This window comes from Mesorhizobium sp. B2-8-9, from assembly GCF_006439475.1.
Taxonomy (GTDB): domain Bacteria; phylum Pseudomonadota; class Alphaproteobacteria; order Rhizobiales; family Rhizobiaceae; genus Mesorhizobium.
Genome location: NZ_VFTQ01000009.1, coordinates 141299 through 160681, shown reverse-complemented (window position 1 = coordinate 160681; position 19383 = coordinate 141299). Strand labels below are relative to the sequence as shown.

The following is a 19383-nucleotide window of genomic DNA, read 5'->3' as shown; positions in this document are numbered from 1 at the left end:
CGCTTGAGAAAGGGTCTTCTTGCTAGCGTGCGCGAGGGGTGGGTGCAAGTTAGGCGACAAGCTGAAATCAGCTGGCTTGACCGGTATCCGGCGTCAGCTCTTGAGAGGTTTGCCGCTCGCATGAGTCTGGTGAACGCAGCGGCGGACGTCTGCCGTTGGCCTCCGAATTCGATGCGGACGACGTATCGCTGGATTCTCCCTGCCGCTTTTGCTAGCGAGGCGGGATGAGCAACCGATTGCCGCCCGCCTGGGCAAAGCACCTCAAGACGCAGCCCTCGGCGAGAGCGGTGTCGCCGAAAGCTGCATCACCCAAAGCCCAGCCGAACGCCGGCCCGCCCCGCAATCAGGCCGACGATATGCTGTTGAGGCAGGCGCTTGAGCTGCAAAAAGCCGAGCAATTGCCGGAGGCCGAGGAACTCTGCCTGAAGGTTCTGGCGCGTACACCAAACCACCCTTTGGCTTTCTACATCCTGGGAACCCTCGGCATCGGATACGATAACGAGAAGGCACTGCGATATTTTGCCCGTGCGGTCGCAGAGGACCCGCGAAATCCTTATTACCACCTTAGCCTCGGCGAAGCCTATTTGCAGCTCAGCGAATTTACGCCGGCAATCAGGCACATTCAGCACGCTCTTGATTTGAAGCCGGATCTGGTGGAGGCGCTTTGTACCTTGGGTGATGCTTACAATGCGTTTGACAAGGGAGAAATGGCGCTGCCGCTCTTCGAGAAGGCGCTGAAGATCGACCGAGATCATCCTCTAGCCCGGATGGGGCTGCCCCACGCGCTCGCAAGCCTCGGTCGCATGGAGGAAGCCGCGGTTCATCTGAAGGAGGCAATAGAACGGCGCATCGCGGTGCCGGCCGCGTACAACGCACTTGTACACACGCGCAAGTACACGGAAGAGCCGCCCGAGCTTGCGGCAATCCTAGCCGAGCTTCGAGACCCGGCCCATGGAGCGGAAGGGGCGGCAGCGCTCCATCACGCGGCAGGAAAGTTGCTCAACGACCTCCGTCACTACAAGGAGGCGATGGATCACTTCAAGAAAGGAAATCAAGCCGGAGGCCAAAAATTCGATCTGGAAAACTACCGTCGCTGGGTGGATGCCATGATCGAAACTTTCACTCCGGAAATGGTGGCTTCAATGGCGGCTCATGGCAGCCCGTCGGAGGTGCCTGTATTCGTTGTCGGCATGCCTCGCTCGGGCACGACGCTGACCGAGCAGATCTGTGCCAGCCATCCCGATGTTCATGGCGCTGGCGAGTTGAGCAAGCTTAGACGAATGGCCAACGGGATCGGCCTCGCACACCGTTCCGACGCGAATCTCGGCAAATCGATGGCGACGATTACTCCCGCTCTGACCAGGGCTTTAGCCGAGGAGCACCTTTCCTATCTGCGCGAGCGGGCTCCCGATTCGCTTCGAATCGTCGACAAGATGCCTCACAATTTCGAGCTGATCGGCCTGATCGGCATTCTTTTTCCCAATGCACGCATCATTCATTGCCGCCGCGATGCCATCGACAATTGTGTCTCCTGCTTTGTTCTGCAATTCAACAAAGCGCACAGCTATAGCGCTGATCTTCAGACACTGGGGCTCTACTACAGGGAGTACGATCGCCTGTTGCGACACTGGAAGAAGGTTCTTCCGGGTCGCATCTTCGAAAACCGGTATGAAACATTGATTGAAAATCAGGAGGAGCAGTCGCGCCGCTTGATAGATTATCTCGGGCTGCCTTGGGACGATGCCTGCCTGCGTTTCTTTGACAAGGACCGCTCGGTAAATACTTACAGTCGCTGGCAGGTTCGTCAGCCGATCTACAAATCGTCCGTCAAGCGATGGAAGAATTACGAGAGCGAGATCCAGCCTCTGATCGAAGCGTTGGGAGATCTTGCTGAGGTTTGACCAGTAGCAATTCGCGCCGAGCCATAGCGCTCTCTGCGCTGAGTGCTCAGTCTCCAAGGCTCCGATAGCGTGCAATTCCGGCGATCGCCCCGAATGCAGCGCTTTGTGCAAACGGTGCCGGGGTGCTGGAAGGGAGAAAGAAAAACCCGGCGGTTGCCCGCCGGGTTATCGATTTCGATCAGGCAATGCCTGTTAGAACGAACGCTGGAAGCGGAGCAGGCCGCCGACGCTGTTCTTCTTGTCCGCACCGGTGAAGTTGACGGTCGAGGTGGGATCGGCGTTCCACTGGTCAAACTTGCCAAAGTGATCGTAGTCGACTTCGGCGGTGACCGTGAAGCCGGGAACGATGTCGTAGGCGACGTTCGCCGCCACGCCGTAGTTCTTGTCCTCGTCACCCGACACCTGGAGGTTGAACGAGGTCTTCTCGTTGAACTTGTAGGTGCCGCCGGCCCAGAATGCCCAGTTGCCGCCCCAGATCTTGTAGAAGCCGCGACCACGGGCGTCGATGACGTTGGTCGGGTCGCTCAGATTGTTGTCGCTGCCGTAGCCGAACATGCCGAACAGCGACAGTTCATTGGTGACATTCACGTCCAAGCGGACCTTGCCAGCGACTTCCTCGTAGTTGCTATCGTAGGCCACTACGCCGGTGATGGCGCCCCAGCCCTGCGTGTACTTCACGCCGCCGACGACATGCGGAACATAGCTGTCGATCGTGCCGACAGTGCCTGCACCTTCTTCCAGCGAAACCACCGCCGAGAAGCCGTTGCCGGCGTCGAAGTAATACTGGACGACGTTGGTGTCGAAGTCGCCATAGGGGACCAGCGTATCCTGGATCACATTGCCGGCATAGCCGATGAACGTGTCGAAGGCCGATTCGTCCTTACCGACGCGCAGACCACCGAGCTGGATCCAGGCGAAATTCAGCGAGACGTTCTTGTTGCCCGCCGGATTGTCGACATAACCACCTGTGACCGGGTTGAAGGATGCGCCGCGATTGTTGTTGCCGAAGTTGAAGCGTGTCTCGGTGTAGGTCTTCAACGTGCCGAGCTCGGTTTCCTGGCCGGTCCAGGTCTTCAGCGTGAAGCGGGTGTTCTTGTACCAGGTGCTGTGGATGTCGCCGTCCTGGTGGTCGACATTCTTCGCGCCGTCGAATGAGCCGACGTCACCGAGGCCGATGTCGTAACGGACATAGCCGCCGATGCGCAGGCAGGTCTCGGTGCCGGGGATATAGAAGTAGCCCGAGCCGTACACGTCGCAGATCTTGACGTATTCAGCCGGTTCCGGCTCGGCGACGGTCACAGCGTCGGCGGCGCGAGCACCGGAAACTGCGATCAAGGCCGCAGCTGAGCCGAGAAGAAGGCTCTTGATGTTCATTTTCTGACCTCCAGTCAGAATCGAACGGAGGCGACGCGAACCTTCGATCAAGATTATGGGCAATGCCTTGTTATTGCGCCCTTTTTCGTCCCCGCGCAGCGGCGCGAAGGGCGTCTGCCGGTGATTGCGTGTCCGGTTTCCGGTCTACGATGGCGCTCCAATGAAGGCGCCTCTGCGGGCTCGAAAAGGCGGCATAAGTCACGATTCGCCACGTCTGGGCCGATGCGATGCCGATGCTCCACCGCTTTCCGAGGTTGCCGGCCAGACGATTTTTCGGCGATTATGGCGCCGGCTTGTTGATTGTGCCCACGCTTTTCTTTATCCAGCGGCGCGACGGAGAGGTGGCCGAGTGGTCGAAGGCGCTCCCCTGCTAAGGGAGTAGAGGTCAAAAGCTTCTCGTGGGTTCGAATCCCATCCTCTCCGCCATACTCCCCTGCGCTGTGCGCGAAAGCCTCCCTTCGCAAGACGATTCTGCGGCAAGAACCGGACAGGGCGACTCGCCGGGGCGCCGCAATTCAGCCGGCCGATCGCCGGATTCGCCCGGATTCGATCGTCTCGCGGGCCTCGATGGTTAACGAGAGCTTTCAGAGTGAGGCCAAATCGTGTCATTTGTGCAACAACGTCCGGGTATAGCGTCCGGATGGGGCTTCTGCCGATACGATCGTGGTTGAACGCCGCCGCCGCCTGGGTAAAGGTCATGTTCGAAGGAGCGGCGCGGTGCGCATCTTTTTCGGTAGTGGGGATGGGGCAGGGAACGCTGTCCTTCAGCAAAAAATACCCAGACCCGTTTTTTAACTTTTGACTGGAGGTCAGAAAATGAACATCAAGAGCCTTCTTCTCGGCTCAGCTGCGGCCTTGATCGCAGTTTCCGGTGCCCGCGCCGCCGACGCGGTGACCGTCGCCGAGCCGGAACCGGCTGAATACGTCAAGATCTGCGACGTGTACGGCTCGGGCTACTTCTATATCCCCGGCACCGAGACCTGCCTGCGCATCGGCGGCTATGTCCGTTACGACATCGGCGTCGGCGACGTCGGTTCGTTCGACGGCGCGGAGTCCCGTGATGTGAGGGATGGCGATCCGCAGGACACTTTCTATAAGAAGGCGCGCTTCACGCTGAAGACCTGGACCGGCCAGGAAACCGAGCTCGGCACGTTGAAGACCTACACCGAGACCCGCTTCAACTTCCAGAACAACAACCGCTACGCTACCACCTATGGCAATCCCGCTGGCAACAGCGGTGCCTCGCTGAACTTCGCCTGGATCCAGCTCGGTGGCCTGCGCGTCGGTAAGGACGAATCGGCCTTCAACACGTTCATCGGCTACGCCGGCAACGTCATCCAGGATACGCTGGTTCCCTACGGTGATTTCGACACCAACGTCGTCCAGTACTACTTCGACGCCGGCAACGGCTTCTCGGCCGTGGTCTCGCTGGAAGAAGGCGCGGGCGACGGTACTTTTGGTCAGTACGGCGTGGGCACGATCGACAGCTATGTTCCGCATGTCGTCGGCGGCGTGAAGTGGACTCAAGGGTGGGGCGCCATCACGGGCGTCATTGCCTATGACAGCAACTATGAAGAAGTTGCCGGCAAGGTCCGCTTGGACGTGAATGTCAACGACGCGATCTCGCTGTTCATCATGGCCGGCTACGGCACCGATGACAACTACAGTGACCCGACGTATACGCTCCCGGCTGGTGGCCGCGGCTTCTACAAGCAGTGGGACGAAAACTGGGCAATCTGGGGCGGTGGCACCTACAAGTTCAACGAGAAGACCTCGTTCAACGCTCAGGTGTCGTATGACGAAGGTGAGAACCTCGGTATCGCCGCCAACATCGCCTACGACATCGTTCCCGGCTTCACGATTACGGCTGAAGTCGACTACGTCAATGCAGGCAAAATCGACGAAGCTGATACCCTTGGCACGAATCACAACTGGACTGGTATTGCTGCTGGCGACGACGACGCCATCGGCGGCATGCTGCGCTTCCAGCGCTCCTTCTAAGGGCCGGACTGCAACAACTGAAATCCGGCCCGGGCGTCAAATGCCCGGGCCGTTTTGTTTTCGCGATTGGTCGAAGCAAACGAAAGGATGGGGGTGAAACGGTAAGCTGATCGGGTCTGTGGAGCGACTTTGTGGGATCCGCCACTGGCGGATGGGGTCGGCTGCAAGATTCGAAAACTCTTGAAAGGACATCTCCGAACGGTTAGGGCTGAAAGCTTAACCACAGGGGGTGTGGCTAAAATGTCGAACGAAGCGATTCAAGAGGGGGAACCCTCTGGTCATTTTGCGGTATTTTCTTCTCAGAATTCGAAGTTTAGGTACACCTACGACAAGATCCGGGAAGTAAAATCGCACAGGATCGGGGAACTCTTTGCAGCATACCGGGATATACTCTGGGATGATGGGCGGCATAAATACAATGTCAGCTCGTTCATCGGTGAAATAGACGAGATCCTTCTCGGAGAACGTTTCAGCACCTTTGACCAGAACACCTTGGACAATCTTATCGGTACCTTGCGCCAGCGCGGGAACAGCAACGCAACCATCAATCGCAAGATGGCTGCACTCAGCAAGCTGCTGCGCAAGGCTCATAAGATGGGAGATATCCACAGCCTGCCCGAGTTCCGCCGCCAGAAGGAGCGGGCGGGACGGATTCGTTTCCTCGAAAGGGACGAAGAGACAAGGCTGTTCGCTGCCATCAAGAGCCGCAGCGAGGATGCTTACAGACTTTCCGTTTTCCTGGTCGACACCGGCTGCCGTCTAGGCGAGGCGCTCGGCCTGATCTGGAACGACATCCAGGAGCACCGCGTCTCATTTTGGATCACGAAATCCGGCCGCAGCCGCACCATCCCGATGACCGAACGGGTCAAGGAGGTGATCAAGCTGCCGCCGACCACCGAGGGTCGCCGGCCGAAGGGTCCGTTCACCAAGCTCAGCCAGGCGCAGTACCGCGCCATCTGGAACGAAGCGAAAGCGGAAGTCGGTCTTGGCGCCGATGAACAGGTGGTACCGCATATCCTGCGCCACACCTGCGCTTCGCGCCTTGTCCAGGGCGGTATCGACATAAGGCGCGTGCAGATGTGGCTCGGCCACCAGACGCTGTCGATGACCATGCGTTACGCGCACCTCGCCACCAACGATCTCGATGGCTGCGTCGTCGTTCTCGAGAAGCCACGCGGCGACCAGGCGCCGAGCGCCGCGGAGAACTCCGTCTTTGCCTCCCCCTTGACCGCGCCGTCACCTGGCAAAGCCGCTCGCAAGGAGAGCGGACTGGAGCCGGCAAAGGCGCGCCGCAAGAGCTCGAAGGGCAAATAGGCGAGCGCCGCGCGTCGGCGAATCTATATTTCATCGAGAAGGCCTGAAACTGAGTTAGTCTCGGGCTTTACTTTATTTTGATTTGCGCTCTGCCCGATCGAGGAAATCCGCAATCTCCCGCGGCAGAGTGCCGGTTTCCAGAAAGGGCGCGTGTCCCTGACCTTCGACGGTGATCGTCTCCATGCCGGGATGCCGCCTTCCCATCTCCTCGACGGTCGCAGCGGATAATAGTTTTGAATTGCCGCCGCGAATGGCAAGCAGCGGCACGGTGGCTAAAGCGTCGAACTGCGGCCACAGATCCGGCAACGGCTTGCTGAAATCGACGCCGGCCAGCGTGTCGACCAGCGCCGGATCGAAATCCGGCAGCCAGCCGGCCTCCGTCTCGCGGCAGATTGCCCGGACCATCCGCAGCCAGTCGGCGTCGGTGAGCGCCGGGAAATCGGCGCCATGCACGCGCCGCTGGGCGTCCACCGCCTCGGCGAGTGTCTTCGGTTTCGGCGCGCGATCGAGATAGGAGCGGATATGAGCCAGGCCCGCTGCCTCGATTACCGGGCCGATGTCGTTGAGCACGATGGCTTTCAGCACGGCGGGCTTCAATGCGCCGAGCACATGGATGATCAGGCCGCCCCGCGACGTGCCGACGAAGGCGGCCTGCTCGATGCCGAGCGCCGACAATCCGGCAAGGACATCGCCGGCTTCGACGCCGACATTATAGTGGCTGATATCGGGATCGCGGTCGGATTGCCCGCGCCCGCGATAGTCGAAGGCAACGACCTTGCGCGGCCTTGCCGCCTTGGTTGAAAGGTAAAGCGCCAGTTCGTGGAAGTCGCGGGCGTTGCGGGTGAGTCCGGGAAGGCAGACGACCGGCCAACTGCCGGCGTTCGCCTCGCCGTAGATACGAGCATGGAGCTTCAGGCCGTCTGGCGCGGCGTAGAAAAAGTCGGAAAAGCCTTCGTCGCTCGCCATCGGAACGCTGCTCCTCGTTGAGGTGACCGACAGCTACAGACGAGGGCAAGGGTCGTCAAACACTCTTCCTTCTCCCCTTGTGGGAGAAGGTGGATCGGCGCGATAGCGCCGAGACGGATGAGGGGTGTTCCAGGGAACGCCGTCGTCTCACTCCGCTGGAACACCCCTCATCCGGCCGCTTCGCGGCCACCTTCTCCCACAAGGGGAGAAGGAAGAACCTCAGCTCCGCCCATTCACGAGATCCCCCACGATGTCGTATTTCCCCGAAATACGCATCTTGTAGACCTCGTAATTTTCCATCACGCGCTGCATGTAACTTCTTGTTTCCGTGTAGGGAATCCGCTCGATCCAATCGACGACCGCATCCACGTCCTTGCCGCGCGGGTCGCCGTATTTCGCCACCCATTGGGCGGCGCGGTTCGGGCCGGCATTGTAGCCGGCGAAGGTCAGCACATAGGAGCCGCCGAAACGGTCGAGCTGCTCGCCGAGGAAGGCCGAGCCCAGCGTCGCGTTATAGCCGGCATCCGTCGTCAGCCGCGCCTGCGAGAAATTCATGCCGGCCTTTTTTGCCAACTGCTTGGCGGTGCCCGGCATCAACTGCAGCAGGCCGCGCGCGCCGGCGCTGGAAACGGCGCCGATATTGAACTCGCTTTCCTGGCGGGCGATGGCATAGGCGAGCGCCTTGCCGGACCCGGAAATGTTGGCCGAATCGGGAATGACGCCCAGCGGATGCGAAAGCGCGCCGACATCGATGCCGCGCTGGGCGGCGATCTTGCCGACCTTCAGCGCCATGAAATGGTTGCCCTGCTTTTCGGCCAGCACGGCCAGCAGCGCCAGCTCGCCCGGGCTGGTCAGCTGGCCGGCAAGGTCGCGGTAGAGCGTCTCGGCGTAGCGGTCATAGCCCGCTTCCTGCAGCCGTTTGATCGCGCTCACTGCTTCGCGGCCGTCGAAACTCTGGCGGTCGGCCGCGCTCGGCTTCGGGTAGGCGATGTTGAGGGTCCTCAAGCCCACGCGCTCGCCGGCGAGCTGGCCATAGAAGGTCGTGCCGTAGCTGGCCGCGCGCGTGAAATAGTCCTTGGCGCTGCCCGGGCCGCCGACTTCCGCCGCCCGGCCGAGCCAGTAATAGGCGCGCGACAGCGACACCGGGCCCTGGGCGAGCTCGGTGATGCGCTTGAGGTGAGTGGCCGCGGTCGCCGGATCGTTGAGGCCGCGCAGCGCGTACCAGCCGGCGTGGAATTCGGCCTCGGCGGCATTTGCCGGGCTTTCGGCCGCATGCATGGAGACAATCTTGTAGGCGGTCTTCATGTCGCCCCGGTCGACCAGCTCGCGCGAGAGCACGCGGCGTTCGACCCACCAGGCATCGGGGTCGACCAGCGAATCGCGGTTCGTCGGCGCTTTCATCACGGCAGCAGCGGCTTCGGCGAATTTCTGCTGCTTTCGCAGATACTCCGCCTCGGCGAAGAAATAGCCGGCGGAGCGCAGCACTGCGGGGACTGCCTTCAACAGCTTGGCGGCGTTCTTGTCGCCCTTGTCGGCCGCCGCCCAGGCATCCGCCAGCGGCTGTGCGCCGGCGAGGCCGGCGACCCGCAGCGCCGACGACGGCCGGTCGGCATAGAACATGCGCTCCATGCGGTAGCGATGGTCGGCCGCCGGGATCAGCGTGCCGAATTCCTTGATGACGGCCGTCTCATCCTTCGCTTCCAGCTTCTCGCTGCGCCAAAACGGCACCAGCACCGCGCGAGCGGCGGCCTGGTTGCCAAGCGCCACCTGCGAGCGGGCAAGGATGATGACGCCCTCCGGCGTCAGCGGCTGGCTGCGGCCGAAGGCCTGCACGACCACTTGCGGCGGCGGGTTTTCGCGATAGAGCGCCCGCTCGCTGTTCTTGCGCAGCGCGATCGTGCCCGGCCATCCGGGCAGCATCTTGGCCGCGTCGGCAATCTCGCCGCTCGGCACCTGGTCGCCGCCGTAAAGCGCGATCGCCCAGGCGAGGATATGCTTGTCGAGCGAGGTGGCGGGCAGCGTGTCGCGCGCATTGCGCGCGCCGACGATGTTGTTGGCGGCGAGCGCATCGAGCCCGCTCTTCAGTTGCGCTATATCGGGGGCAATCGGCGTCTGGCCCGGCGCCTGCGGCGCATCTGGCGCCGGAATCGAGGCCGTCGCGCGCGCGTCGACGCTGCCGCCGATCGCCATGGTAGGCGTCAGCGCGACGATCGCGCCCAACAGCGCGAAAAGATGGGGCCGCCTCGTCGGCATTTTATGATCCTAGCACATCGCCAGCAGGCGCGGGCATTGAGAACCCAATGCGAAGCCTAGACTTAGGTCGTGAAGGGCTCGTAAACAAAAGGTTATCGAGGTCGTTCGAATTGCGCTTGCTGGTGTCCCGATTCTGAAATTCGCATGACCTTGATATCGGGCGCGGCGCGAATTTCAGAATCGCAGGACACCAGCCAACTGTCGAATCCAGTGTCGTTTTGGTTTTCGATGTTCGCCCCGAGCCTGATATCAACCTCTAGCGAACATCGAAACCACGACACTGGCATTACGCCGATGCTTGCCGCTGAACCATGTCGAGACTATGGTGCGCGGCTTCGCTTTCGGGTAGAAGGCGCGCAACTGACCGATCTGATGAAACACCGATGCATGTCGCCCAGAAGCGGAAACCGGTTTTGGGACGACGACATGCATAAACCGACAAAGTTCCAAGGAGTTTGGACGACATGCTGAGAGGCTCGCTGACTGCGCTCGTGACACCGTTCGAAAAGAGCGGGCGCTTCGACGAGAAAGCCTTTCGCTCGTTTGTCGAATGGCAGATCGCCGAGGGCACCAAGGGTCTCGTTCCCGTCGGCACCACCGGCGAGTCGCCGACGCTGTCGCATGAGGAGCACCGCCATGTCGTCAAGGTCGCCATCGAGGTAGCCAAGGGCAGGGTGCCGGTGGTGGCCGGCGCGGGCTCCAACAACACCGAGGAAGCGGTCGGCCTGGTGAAGTATGCCGAACAGGCCGGCGCCGATGCCGCCCTTGTGGTCACGCCTTACTACAACAAGCCGACGCAGCGCGGCCTCTATGAGCATTTCGCGGCCGTCGCGAGGGCGACCAGGCTGCCGATCATCATCTACAACATCCCGCCGCGTTCGGTGATCGACATGACGCCGGAGACGATGGGCAGGCTGCGCCACGACTTCAAGAACATTGCCGGCGTCAAGGACGCGACCGGCAAGGTCGAGCGCGTCTCCGAGCAGCGCATGACCTGCGGCAAGGATTTCATCCAGCTTTCCGGTGAGGACGCCTCCGCGCTCGGCTTCAACGCTCATGGCGGTATCGGCTGTATTTCGGTCACCTCGAATGTCGCGCCGCGCCTTTGCTCCGAGTTCCAGGAAGCGACGCTTTCCGGCGACAGCGCCAAGGCGCTCGAGCTGCAGGACCGGCTTCTGCCGCTGCACAAGGCGATCTTCATTGAGCCTGGCGTATCGGGCGCCAAATACGCGCTGTCGAAGCTGGGGAAGGTCGAGAACGTGGTCCGTTCGCCGCTGGTGACGGTCGAGTCCTCGACCGCCGAGAAGCTCGACGCGGCGCTCAAGCACGCCGGCTTGATTAATTAGCGAGCCCGTTTGGAAACTCTACTCCTGCGGCCATCTGAAGGCGCCACCTGCGCTTCCGGTGCTCACGTACTATATGTACGCTCCGCTCCGGTTCCGCGCATGGCCCCGAAAGCATCCGCTTTCGGAAAGGACCATGCGCAAAGTCGGGCTGCAGAGCGTCCTTTGCGCGTTTAGAAAACGCGCGGCGCTCTGTTGACACCTTCACCTGACTCGCAGGAGCGAGTTTCGAAACGGACTCTGGACGTCATGAATCAAGTCAAGAAAGCCGATCCCAACAACAAGACCGTTGCGGAAAACCGCAAGGCACGCTTTTCCTACGAGGTGCTCGACACGATCGAGACCGGCTTGGTGCTGACCGGCACCGAGGTCAAGTCGCTGCGCCAGGGCCAGGCCAACATCCAGGAAAGCTACGCCTCGGCCGAGGGCGGCGAGATCTGGCTGATCAATTCCTATCTGCCGGAATATCTGCAGGCCAACCGCTTCAACCACGAGCCGCGCCGGCGCCGCAAATTGCTGGTCTCCAAGCGCGAGATGGCGAAACTCTCGCAAAGCGTCGAGCGCGAAGGCATGACGCTGGTGCCGCTGAAAATCTATTTCAACGACCGCGGCCGCGCCAAGCTGCTTCTCGCCGTTGCGCGAGGCAAGAAGCTGCATGACAAGCGCGAGACCGAGAAACAGCGCGACTGGTCGCGCGAGAAGGGCCGGCTGCTGAAGGAGCGCGGCTGAGCCTCCAGGGCTGGCAGCGCCGGCCGCGTGAAAAAAGCCACCGGCCGGTTCTCCGGTCAGGCGCGCACGAGCCTTTGCGGCAGGGGATGGTCTTGGGGAAGCGGATTGTTTTCTGGGGCCTTGCCGTCGCGGTTGTCGCCAGTGCCGTCGTGGCGGGCGCCTTCTTCTGGTTCCGCGGCTTTTCCCCGGATCGCGAGGAATTCCCGATCCGGGGCATCGACGTCTCGCATCATCAGGGAAAGATCGACTGGCCCCGCGTCGCCGCCGACGATGTCGCCTTCGCCATCATCAAGGCGACCGAAGGCGGCACCCATATCGATACCCTGTTCGCGACCAATCTGCGCGAGGCCCGCGCGGCCGGCCTGGCGGTCGGCGCCTATCACTTCTTCACCTTCTGCCGGCCAGGCGCCGACCAGGCGAAGAACTTCATCTCGGTGGTGCCGCGCAGCGAGCCGCTTTTGCCGCCGGTGGTCGACATCGAGTTTGGCGGCAATTGCCCGCAGCGCCCGTCGCCCGAGCAGTTGAACGCCGAGCTTGCCGCTTTCCTCGGCCCGGTCGAGACGGCATTCGGCAAGCAAGCGATTTTCTATCTGACCGACGAGGCGGCAGACGCCTATTCCGGCAGCATCCTTAACCGCCGGCGCTGGTTGCGTTCGCTGGCGATGAGGCCGCGCGAGAACGACTGGATCTTCTGGCAGTATCACAATATGGGCCGCGTCGACGGCATCGAAGGCGATGTCGATCTCAACGTCCTGAAAGGCGGCCGCGAGACGCTGGCGAAGTTGTTTGCGCCGACGCCTTGAATTGCCGGCCCTTGAATCGCTTGCCGTACCGCTGAAGGCTCACGATCCTCCCGGCGCCGGTGCATTAAGGCGTCTATTGGCAATCCGCCCTCCGATCGCTGACAAGCCCATCCCGGCGGCCATGATGGCAATGGCTGCGACCTGGATCGTCATCGGCGTTTCGCCGAGTACCGCCATGCCGACAGCCACGGTGGCGATGGGTATGCCGGGCAGGAACAGCGATGCCGTCTGCGGCCCCAACTGCCCGACGACATAGGTATAGAGGAACATGGCTGCCGCGCCGGCCAGAATCCCCTGGATCACGATCTGGCTGATGATTTCCGTGGCGGCCGCGGCATGGATATGGCTTGGTGCGACGAAGTAGAGAATCGGCAGCGGCAGGCAGGACAGGAGCACTACCGCGGCCGTGGCCGTAACGGGATCGGCACGCCAGCGCCTGACAAGAACGGCATAGGCCGAAAACGTCAGGCCCGATCCGATGAAAAGCATATCGCCGAAGAGAACGCCGCCGGTGCCGCCGCGCGCCGGCGCGATGAACAGCGACAGGCCGGCGACAATCGCGAGGACACCGATGGTCCGTTGCCGCGAAGCGCCGTCATTGAAGACGATGCGTGACAGCAGGAACGAAAAGAAGACGATCGACGCTGGACAAAGCGCGGCCGCATGGGCGGCAGGGGCATAGGTCAGGCTCCAATTGATAATCAGCGGATAAGGCAATCCGGCCAGCGCCGCCAATGCCAGGGCCCGTCGCCAACCGAGCGCCCTCATGCTTACAAAGCCGCCGCGCCAGACGATCGGCAGAAAGACCGCCCCCGCGCCGCCAAAGCGCAAGGCGGCCAGATCCGTCGCCGTCAGATGCTCCCTGAGGCTGAAGCGGGCGGCGACGAATTGGATGGAGTAGATGCCGATCATAATGAGGCCCGCGATGATCGCCAGCCTGGGGTTTCCTGAGTCTCGCGCGTCCGCCATGTTCCGCCGCCGTCGTGACATCGCCATCGAAGATCATCTCCGCACAAAGCGATGAAAGCGCAGGCTATTGCCGAAAAGCCCGTGGCAAAATACGCTGTTTTCTCGAAATTTGAGTGAAACTCGCAGATTAGAGGCAGGTCTAGCGTGAATGCTGAAGCAAGCGACCTCGACGGCGTCGACCGCAATCTCCTGCGATTGCTGCAAGAAGATGGGCGTCGCACCACACTTGATCTGGCGTCGCGTGTCGGCCTCTCGCCGACCGGCACCAGCCTACGGGTGAAGCGGCTGTTTCGGGAAGGCTACATCACCGCGGTCAGGGCCGTGCTCAATCCGGCAAAGATCGGACGCGGTACGCTCGTCTTCATCGAGGTGCGTCTCGATCACACGGCGCCGCATATTTTCGAGCGCTTCGCCGAGGCGGTGACCAAGGCGCCCGAGGTTCTCGAGTGCCACATGGTGGTCGGCGGCTTCGACTATCTGGTAAAGGCGCGCATCTCGGAAATGGCCGCCTATCAGGATTTCCTGACGCGGGTCATTCTCGCGCTGCCGGGAGTGAAGGAGACGCACACTTATACCTCCATCGGCGACGTGAAGCCGGATGCGCTGCTGCCGGTATGAGTGGGTGTCAGACCGGCAGGAAGCCGCCTGAATCTAGCTCTTCAGGAACGCCGCAATCTCCTTGAACACGCTGACGAACATCTCCTGCGTCAGCACGCCCGTATTGGTGTTGTAGCGTGAGCAGTGGTAGCTGGAAAACAGCGCGATGCCGCCGGCTTGCTGCCTCCCGCCATGGCGGAACGGAAAGGCCGCGACGCGCTCACCCAGCGCCCGCACAGTCGACTGATGAGCGATCGAACCCAGCGTCAGGATGGCGCGCAGGTTGGGAAAGCGCGCGATGGTCGGCTTGAGAAAGGTCCGGCAGGTGGCGATCTCGGCGCCCACCGGCTTGTTCTCCGGCGGCACGCAGCGCACCGCATTGGTGATGGCCGTGCCGACGAGTTGCAAGCCGTCATCCGGCCTTGCCTTGAACTCGCCACGCGCAAAACCGTGCGCGATCAGCGTGCCATAGAGCAGGTCGCCGGCATAGTCGCCGGTGAAGGGGCGCCCCGTGCGGTTGGCGCCGCGCAGGCCGGGCGCCAGCCCGACGATCAAGAGGCGGACTGGATCTTCACCCTCCGGCGGCAGGAAGGTCGGCACTGGCGCGTTGAACCAGCCGGGCTCACGCTCGCGCCAGGCGGCGATGAAATCATGCAGCCGCGGGCAAAGCGGGCAGTCACGGCTGGGTTCGGGGGAGGGCACGGCGGTCAAGGCCGCCGCCGTCAATAATCTTCCTCGTCGACTTCGGCGGGTTCCGGCCGGCGCGCCGGCCGCTCGGACGGATCGCGGCCAACCTCGCTCTTCAGCGTCATCAGGTCGATGAAATGATCGGCCTGGCGGCGCAGATCGTCGGAGATCATCGGCGGCTGCGAGGCCATGGTCGAGATGATCGACACCTTGCGCCCGCGCCGCTGCAACGCTTCGACCAGCGTGCGGAAGTCGCCGTCGCCGGAGAAGATGACATAGTGGTCGACGACATCGGCGAGCTCCAGCGCATCGACGGTCAACTCGATGTCCATGTTGCCCTTGATCTTGCGGCGGCCGGTCGAGTCGGTGAATTCCTTGGCGGGTTTCGTCACCACCTTGAAGCCGTTATAGTCGAGCCAGTCGATCAGCGGCCGGATCGACGAATATTCCTGATCCTCGACCAGCGCGGTGTAATAATAGGCGCGCAGCAGGTAGCCGCGCTTCTGGAAGCTCGACAGGAGCTTGCGGTAGTCGATGTCGAAGCCCAGCGCGCGGGACGTGGCATAGAGATTGGCGCCGTCGATGAAAAGAGCGATCTTTTCACGGGGATCGAACATTGAAAAACATTCCTTTCGAAAATTTTTGTCGTCTAAAAGCGCTTGACGAATAGGTCCGGCAAATGAACCTTTGTACCGTCACCTCCGAGATAACGCGCAATTTGTGGATATCCAAGGGCATGGCCCTGTGTTGCAAGCAATTGTGATCGCCACTATGTGGGTAGCTTCACGGCGTGGCGCGATGATGAGCCGGGCAACGGCCCGCCAAGCTGACGCTGGCGCCATAAAGCTTGTATTTCGGCCGCGCCCGCGTTATGGAGCGCGCCAGCTTTCCATCAAATCCATCGCATGAAAGGGGCAGTCCATGGCCCGCGTAACCGTTGAAGATTGCATCGACAAGGTCGACAACCGTTTTGAACTCGTGCTGCTCGCCGGCCATCGCGCCCGCCAGATCAGCCAGGGCGCGCAGATCACCGTTCCGCGCGACAATGACAAGAACCCGGTCATCGCGCTGCGCGAGATCGCCGACGAGACGCTGTCTCCCGACGACCTCAAGGAAGACCTGATCCACTCGCTGCAGAAGCATGTCGAGGTCGACGAGCCGGAAGCCGAGGGCGAGGCGATCGCCGACCAGACCGGTGCGACAGCCGTTGCCGCCGACGCCGACGACGCCGAGGAGAACGTCACTTTCGACCGCATGAGCGAGGAAGACCTGCTCGCCGGCATCGAAGGTCTGGTGCCGCCGGAAAAGAGCGACGACTACTAAGTGCTTTTGTCCGGGTTGGATCAACCATCCAGGACTTCCGTATCTTAGGTTTCGTGGCTATCTATGAGATGCGTCGCACGTCGGTGCGGCGCATCAATCATTTCAGCACCGCGAGATCCCGCCCATGATGCGTCAGTATGAGCTTGTCGAGCGCGTCCAGCGCTACAAGCCTGACGTCAACGAGGCGCTGCTCAACAAGGCCTACGTCTATGCCATGCAGAAGCATGGCCATCAGAAGCGCGCCTCGGGCGATCCCTATTTCTCGCATCCGCTCGAAGTCGCCGCCATCCTCACCGACATGCATATGGACGAAGCGACCATCGCCGTTGCCCTGCTGCATGACACGATCGAGGATACGACCGCGACCCGCGCTGAGATCGACGAGTTATTCGGCCCCGAGATGGGCAAGCTGGTCGAGGGCCTCACCAAGCTGAAGAAGCTCGATCTGGTCTCGAAAAAGGCCGAGCAGGCGGAGAACCTGCGCAAGCTCCTGCTCGCGATCTCCGAGGACGTCCGCGTTCTGCTCGTCAAGCTCGCCGACCGTCTGCACAACATGCGCACCCTCGACCATATGCCGGAAGCCAAGCGCTTGCGCATCGCCGAGGAGACGATGGAGATCTATGCGCCGCTGGCGGGGCGCATGGGCATGCAGGGCATGCGCGAGGAGCTGGAGGAAATAGCCTTCCGCTACATCAATCCGGAGGCTTACCGCGCCGTTACCGCAAGGCTTGCCGAGATTTTCGAGCGCAACAGGGGCGTCCTGCAGGAGATCGAGACGGCGCTGTCGGGCCTGTTCGAAAAACACGACATCAAGGCGAGCGTGAAGAGCCGGCAGAAGAAGCCGTGGTCGGTGTTCCGCAAGATGGAGGCCAAGGCGCTCTCCTTCGAGCAGCTCTCCGACATCTTCGGTTTCCGCGTCGTGGTCGATTCGGTCGACGACTGCTACCGCGCGCTTGGCGCCATTCACACCACCTGGTCGATGGTGCCCGGCCGCTTCAAGGATTACATCTCGACGCCCAAGCAGAACGACTACCGTTCGATCCACACCACCATCGTCGGCCCGTCGCGCCAGCGCGTCGAATTGCAGATCCGCACAAGGGAGATGAACAAGATCGCCGAATATGGCGTCGCCGCGCATTCGATCTACAAGGATACCGGCGGCAAGATGAACGGCGCGGGCCATGCGATCTCCAGGGAGACCAACGCCTATGCATGGCTGCGGCGAACCATCGAGCAACTGGCCGAAGGCGACAATCCCGAGGATTTCCTCGAGAACACCAAGCTGGAGCTGTTCCAGGACCAGGTGTTCTGCTTCACGCCCAAGGGCATGCTGATCGCGCTGCCGCGCGGCGCCACTCCGATCGACTTCGCCTATGCCGTCCACACCGATGTCGGCGACACCTGCGTCGGCGCCAAGGTCAATGGCCGCATCATGCCGCTGATGACGGAGCTGAAGAACGGCGACGAGGTCGAGATCATCCGCTCCAAGGCGCAGGTGCCGCCTGCCGCCTGGGAATCGGTCGTGGTCACCGGCAAGGCGCGCGCAGCCATCCGCCGTGCCACCAAGAACGCGATCCGCAAGCAATATTCCGGCCTGGGCGCCCGCATCCTCGAACGCGCCTTCGAACGCGCCGGCAAGACCTTCACCAAGGAAAGCCTGAAACCGGTGCTGCACCGGCTGGCGCGCAAGGATATCGAGGACGTGCTGGCTTCCGTCGGCCGCGGCGAGTTGAGCTCGACCGACGTGATGAAAGCCGTCTTCCCCGACTATAAGGACGAGCGCGTCACCGTCGCCCCGCCCAAGCCGCGCGAGGAGGGCTGGTCGAAGATCCGCAACGCCGCCGGCATGCTGTTCCAGATGCCCGGCACGCGCGCCGCGCGCAAGGGCAAGGAGCAGCCGCGCGACGGCGCGGTGCCGATCCGCGGCGTGCGCGGCGACCTGCCGGTGCGTTTCGCGCCGGAGGGCGCTGTACCCGGCGATCGCATCGTCGGCATCATCCAGCCCGGCACCGGCATCACCATCTATCCAATCCAGTCGCCGGCTTTGCAGGCCTTCGACGACCAGCCCGAGCGTTGGATCGACGTGCGCTGGGACATCGACGAGCGCACCAAGGAGCGTTTTCCGGCGCGCATCTCGGTCACCGCCATCAATGCGCCCGGTTCGTTGGCCGACATCGCCCAGGTCGTCGCATCCAACGATGCCAACATCCACACGCTGTCGATGATACGCACCGCACCCGATTTCACCGAGATGCTGATCGATCTCGAGGTCTGGGATCTCAAGCACCTCAACCGGCTGCTGTCGCAGCTCAAGGACAATTCGAGCGTCAGCGATGCGCGGCGTGTGAATGGGTGAATAGTGAATAGTGAATAGTGAATAGTGAATAGTGAATAGTGAATAGTGAATAGTGAATAGTGAATAGAAGGTGCTCTCACTACCATTCACCATCCACCATTCGCCAAGGGGGACCGAACAATGAACACCGACGAAGTGCTGGGCATTTTCCGCGAGGCCGGCGCCGTCCTCGAAGGGCATTTCATCTTGACGTCCGGACTGCGCAGTCCGGTCTTCCTGCAGAAGGCGCGGGTGTTCATGCATGCCGACAAGACAGAGCGCCTGTGCAAGGCGCTGGCCGAGAAGATCCGCAAGGCGGTGCCGGGCGGGATAGACTACGTCGTTGGCCCGGCCATCGGCGGCCTGATCCCGGCCTATGAGACCTCGCGTCATCTCGGTGTCCCGGCGATCTGGGTCGAGCGGGAAGGGGGCGAATTCAGGTTGCGCCGCTTCGAGATTGCCAAGGGCTCGCGCGTCGTCATCGTCGAGGACATCGTCACCACCGGCCTGTCGATCCGCGAGACCATCGACTGCCTGCGCGAGCTTGGCGCCGAGGTCGTGGCCGCCGCTTGCATCATCGACCGTTCGGCCGGCAAGACCGATGTCGGCGTGCCGCTGATCGCGCTTGCCGAATATGAAGTGCCGGCCTATCCCGCCGACCGCCTGCCGCCGGAACTTGCCGCGATTCCAGCCGTTAAGCCGGGAAGCCGCAACATCTGACATCGCAATGTTTGAAAACAGGCACTTGAGCGCGTCGCTTGAATCTCTTTGCCGGAGACGCGCGCCGA

The 19383-nt window shown here is 61.9% G+C and carries 16 protein-coding genes and 1 tRNA gene; 11 read left to right on the top strand and 6 right to left on the bottom strand.

Translation table 11 applies throughout. The features are described 5' to 3' along the window. The first annotated feature begins 224 nt into the window (after nucleotides 1–224). Complete coding sequence (locus FJ423_RS14030; protein ID WP_140842540.1) at nucleotides 225–1901, top strand: sulfotransferase; 1677 nt, start codon at nucleotides 225–227, stop codon at nucleotides 1899–1901. A 192-nt stretch (nucleotides 1902–2093) separates the two neighbouring features. On the opposite strand, the gene FJ423_RS14025 is transcribed toward FJ423_RS14030, so the two are convergent. Further along, nucleotides 2094–3275 carry a porin gene (locus tag FJ423_RS14025; protein WP_140842538.1) on the bottom strand — a complete coding sequence of 394 codons (1182 nt, stop codon included), beginning with the start codon at nucleotides 3273–3275 and terminating at the stop codon, nucleotides 2094–2096. Between the two features lie 335 nt (nucleotides 3276–3610). Between FJ423_RS14025 and FJ423_RS14020 the strand changes: the two genes are divergently transcribed. The 3 genes from FJ423_RS14020 to FJ423_RS14010 all read left to right on the top strand — a co-directional run bounded on the left by FJ423_RS14020 (nucleotide 3611) and on the right by FJ423_RS14010 (nucleotide 6590). Next, nucleotides 3611–3701 (top strand) — tRNA-Ser (locus FJ423_RS14020). A 390-nt stretch (nucleotides 3702–4091) separates the two neighbouring features. Continuing rightward, entirely contained in the window at nucleotides 4092–5276 is a 1185-nt protein-coding gene (locus FJ423_RS14015; RefSeq protein ID WP_140842535.1) for a porin, read from the top strand. A 240-nt stretch (nucleotides 5277–5516) separates the two neighbouring features. After that, entirely contained in the window at nucleotides 5517–6590 is a 1074-nt protein-coding gene (locus FJ423_RS14010) for a site-specific integrase (RefSeq protein WP_140842533.1), read from the top strand. Between the two features lie 72 nt (nucleotides 6591–6662). Here FJ423_RS14010 and FJ423_RS14005 read toward each other — a convergent pair whose 3' ends face one another. Together FJ423_RS14005 and FJ423_RS14000 are read right to left on the bottom strand one after the other, a co-directional pair. Further along, nucleotides 6663–7556 (bottom strand): alpha/beta hydrolase, encoded by an 894-nt coding sequence (locus FJ423_RS14005; RefSeq protein ID WP_140842531.1) that lies wholly within the window; start codon nucleotides 7554–7556, stop codon nucleotides 6663–6665. Nucleotides 7557–7775: 219 nt separating this feature from the next. Beyond that, nucleotides 7776–9809 carry a lytic transglycosylase domain-containing protein gene (locus FJ423_RS14000; protein ID WP_140842529.1) on the bottom strand — a complete coding sequence of 678 codons (2034 nt, stop codon included), beginning with the start codon at nucleotides 9807–9809 and terminating at the stop codon, nucleotides 7776–7778. Nucleotides 9810–10273: 464 nt separating this feature from the next. On the opposite strand from FJ423_RS14000, the gene dapA reads away from it, so the two are divergent. The 3 genes from dapA (at nucleotide 10274) to FJ423_RS13985 (ending at nucleotide 12684) form a co-directional block, all read left to right on the top strand. Then, complete coding sequence (gene dapA / locus FJ423_RS13995) at nucleotides 10274–11155, top strand: 4-hydroxy-tetrahydrodipicolinate synthase (protein WP_140842527.1); 882 nt, start codon at nucleotides 10274–10276, stop codon at nucleotides 11153–11155. A gap of 246 nt (nucleotides 11156–11401) precedes the next feature. Next, a complete protein-coding gene (smpB, locus tag FJ423_RS13990) occupies nucleotides 11402–11881 on the top strand; it encodes an SsrA-binding protein SmpB (RefSeq protein WP_112095724.1) in 480 nt (159 codons plus the stop codon). Between the two features lie 92 nt (nucleotides 11882–11973). After that, nucleotides 11974–12684: a GH25 family lysozyme gene (locus FJ423_RS13985; protein WP_140842525.1), complete on the top strand. Its 711-nt coding sequence runs from the start codon at nucleotides 11974–11976 to the stop codon at nucleotides 12682–12684. Between the two features lie 39 nt (nucleotides 12685–12723). Here the strand turns inward: FJ423_RS13985 and FJ423_RS13980 are convergent, their stop codons facing one another. Next, on the bottom strand, nucleotides 12724–13653 hold the full coding sequence (locus FJ423_RS13980) for a DMT family transporter (RefSeq protein WP_140842522.1): 930 nt from the start codon (nucleotides 13651–13653) through the stop codon (nucleotides 12724–12726). Between the two features lie 144 nt (nucleotides 13654–13797). Between FJ423_RS13980 and FJ423_RS13975 the strand changes: the two genes are divergently transcribed. Then, entirely contained in the window at nucleotides 13798–14271 is a 474-nt protein-coding gene (locus FJ423_RS13975) for an Lrp/AsnC ligand binding domain-containing protein (RefSeq protein WP_140842520.1), read from the top strand. Nucleotides 14272–14304: 33 nt separating this feature from the next. On the opposite strand, the gene FJ423_RS13970 is transcribed toward FJ423_RS13975, so the two are convergent. Both FJ423_RS13970 and FJ423_RS13965 read right to left on the bottom strand, forming a co-directional pair. Next, nucleotides 14305–14961, bottom strand: coding sequence for a uracil-DNA glycosylase (locus FJ423_RS13970; RefSeq protein WP_140842518.1), 657 nt, complete (start codon nucleotides 14959–14961; stop codon nucleotides 14305–14307). 11 nt (nucleotides 14962–14972) lie between these two features. After that, the gene (locus FJ423_RS13965) at nucleotides 14973–15554 is read right to left on the bottom strand and encodes an NYN domain-containing protein (RefSeq protein ID WP_095766928.1); all 582 of its coding nucleotides are present in this window, start codon (nucleotides 15552–15554) and stop codon (nucleotides 14973–14975) included. 304 nt (nucleotides 15555–15858) lie between these two features. Between FJ423_RS13965 and rpoZ the strand changes: the two genes are divergently transcribed. The 3 genes from rpoZ (at nucleotide 15859) to pyrE (ending at nucleotide 19315) form a co-directional block, all read left to right on the top strand. Continuing rightward, nucleotides 15859–16260 carry a DNA-directed RNA polymerase subunit omega gene (gene rpoZ / locus FJ423_RS13960; protein WP_095766929.1) on the top strand — a complete coding sequence of 134 codons (402 nt, stop codon included), beginning with the start codon at nucleotides 15859–15861 and terminating at the stop codon, nucleotides 16258–16260. A gap of 124 nt (nucleotides 16261–16384) precedes the next feature. Next, on the top strand, nucleotides 16385–18616 hold the full coding sequence (locus FJ423_RS13955) for a bifunctional (p)ppGpp synthetase/guanosine-3',5'-bis(diphosphate) 3'-pyrophosphohydrolase (protein ID WP_140842516.1): 2232 nt from the start codon (nucleotides 16385–16387) through the stop codon (nucleotides 18614–18616). 120 nt (nucleotides 18617–18736) lie between these two features. Further along, nucleotides 18737–19315 carry an orotate phosphoribosyltransferase gene (pyrE, locus tag FJ423_RS13950; RefSeq protein ID WP_140842514.1) on the top strand — a complete coding sequence of 193 codons (579 nt, stop codon included), beginning with the start codon at nucleotides 18737–18739 and terminating at the stop codon, nucleotides 19313–19315. Nucleotides 19316–19383 lie beyond the last annotated feature (68 nt).

Excerpts from the sequence above, each read along its gene's own strand:
- FJ423_RS14030 (WP_140842540.1), top strand. The coding sequence starts at position 225 with ATGAGCAACCGATTGCCGCCCGCCTGGGCAAAGCACCTCAAGACGCAG.
- FJ423_RS14025 (WP_140842538.1), bottom strand. The coding sequence starts at position 3,275 with ATGAACATCAAGAGCCTTCTTCTCGGCTCAGCTGCGGCCTTGATCGCA.
- FJ423_RS14015 (WP_140842535.1), top strand. The coding sequence starts at position 4,092 with ATGAACATCAAGAGCCTTCTTCTCGGCTCAGCTGCGGCCTTGATCGCA.
- FJ423_RS14010 (WP_140842533.1), top strand. The coding sequence starts at position 5,517 with ATGTCGAACGAAGCGATTCAAGAGGGGGAACCCTCTGGTCATTTTGCG.
- FJ423_RS14005 (WP_140842531.1), bottom strand. The coding sequence starts at position 7,556 with ATGGCGAGCGACGAAGGCTTTTCCGACTTTTTCTACGCCGCGCCAGAC.
- FJ423_RS14000 (WP_140842529.1), bottom strand. The coding sequence starts at position 9,809 with ATGCCGACGAGGCGGCCCCATCTTTTCGCGCTGTTGGGCGCGATCGTC.
- dapA (WP_140842527.1), top strand. The coding sequence starts at position 10,274 with ATGCTGAGAGGCTCGCTGACTGCGCTCGTGACACCGTTCGAAAAGAGC.
- smpB (WP_112095724.1), top strand. The coding sequence starts at position 11,402 with ATGAATCAAGTCAAGAAAGCCGATCCCAACAACAAGACCGTTGCGGAA.
- FJ423_RS13980 (WP_140842522.1), bottom strand. The coding sequence starts at position 13,653 with ATGGCGGACGCGCGAGACTCAGGAAACCCCAGGCTGGCGATCATCGCG.
- FJ423_RS13965 (WP_095766928.1), bottom strand. The coding sequence starts at position 15,554 with ATGTTCGATCCCCGTGAAAAGATCGCTCTTTTCATCGACGGCGCCAAT.
- rpoZ (WP_095766929.1), top strand. The coding sequence starts at position 15,859 with ATGGCCCGCGTAACCGTTGAAGATTGCATCGACAAGGTCGACAACCGT.
- FJ423_RS13955 (WP_140842516.1), top strand. The coding sequence starts at position 16,385 with ATGATGCGTCAGTATGAGCTTGTCGAGCGCGTCCAGCGCTACAAGCCT.
- pyrE (WP_140842514.1), top strand. The coding sequence starts at position 18,737 with ATGAACACCGACGAAGTGCTGGGCATTTTCCGCGAGGCCGGCGCCGTC.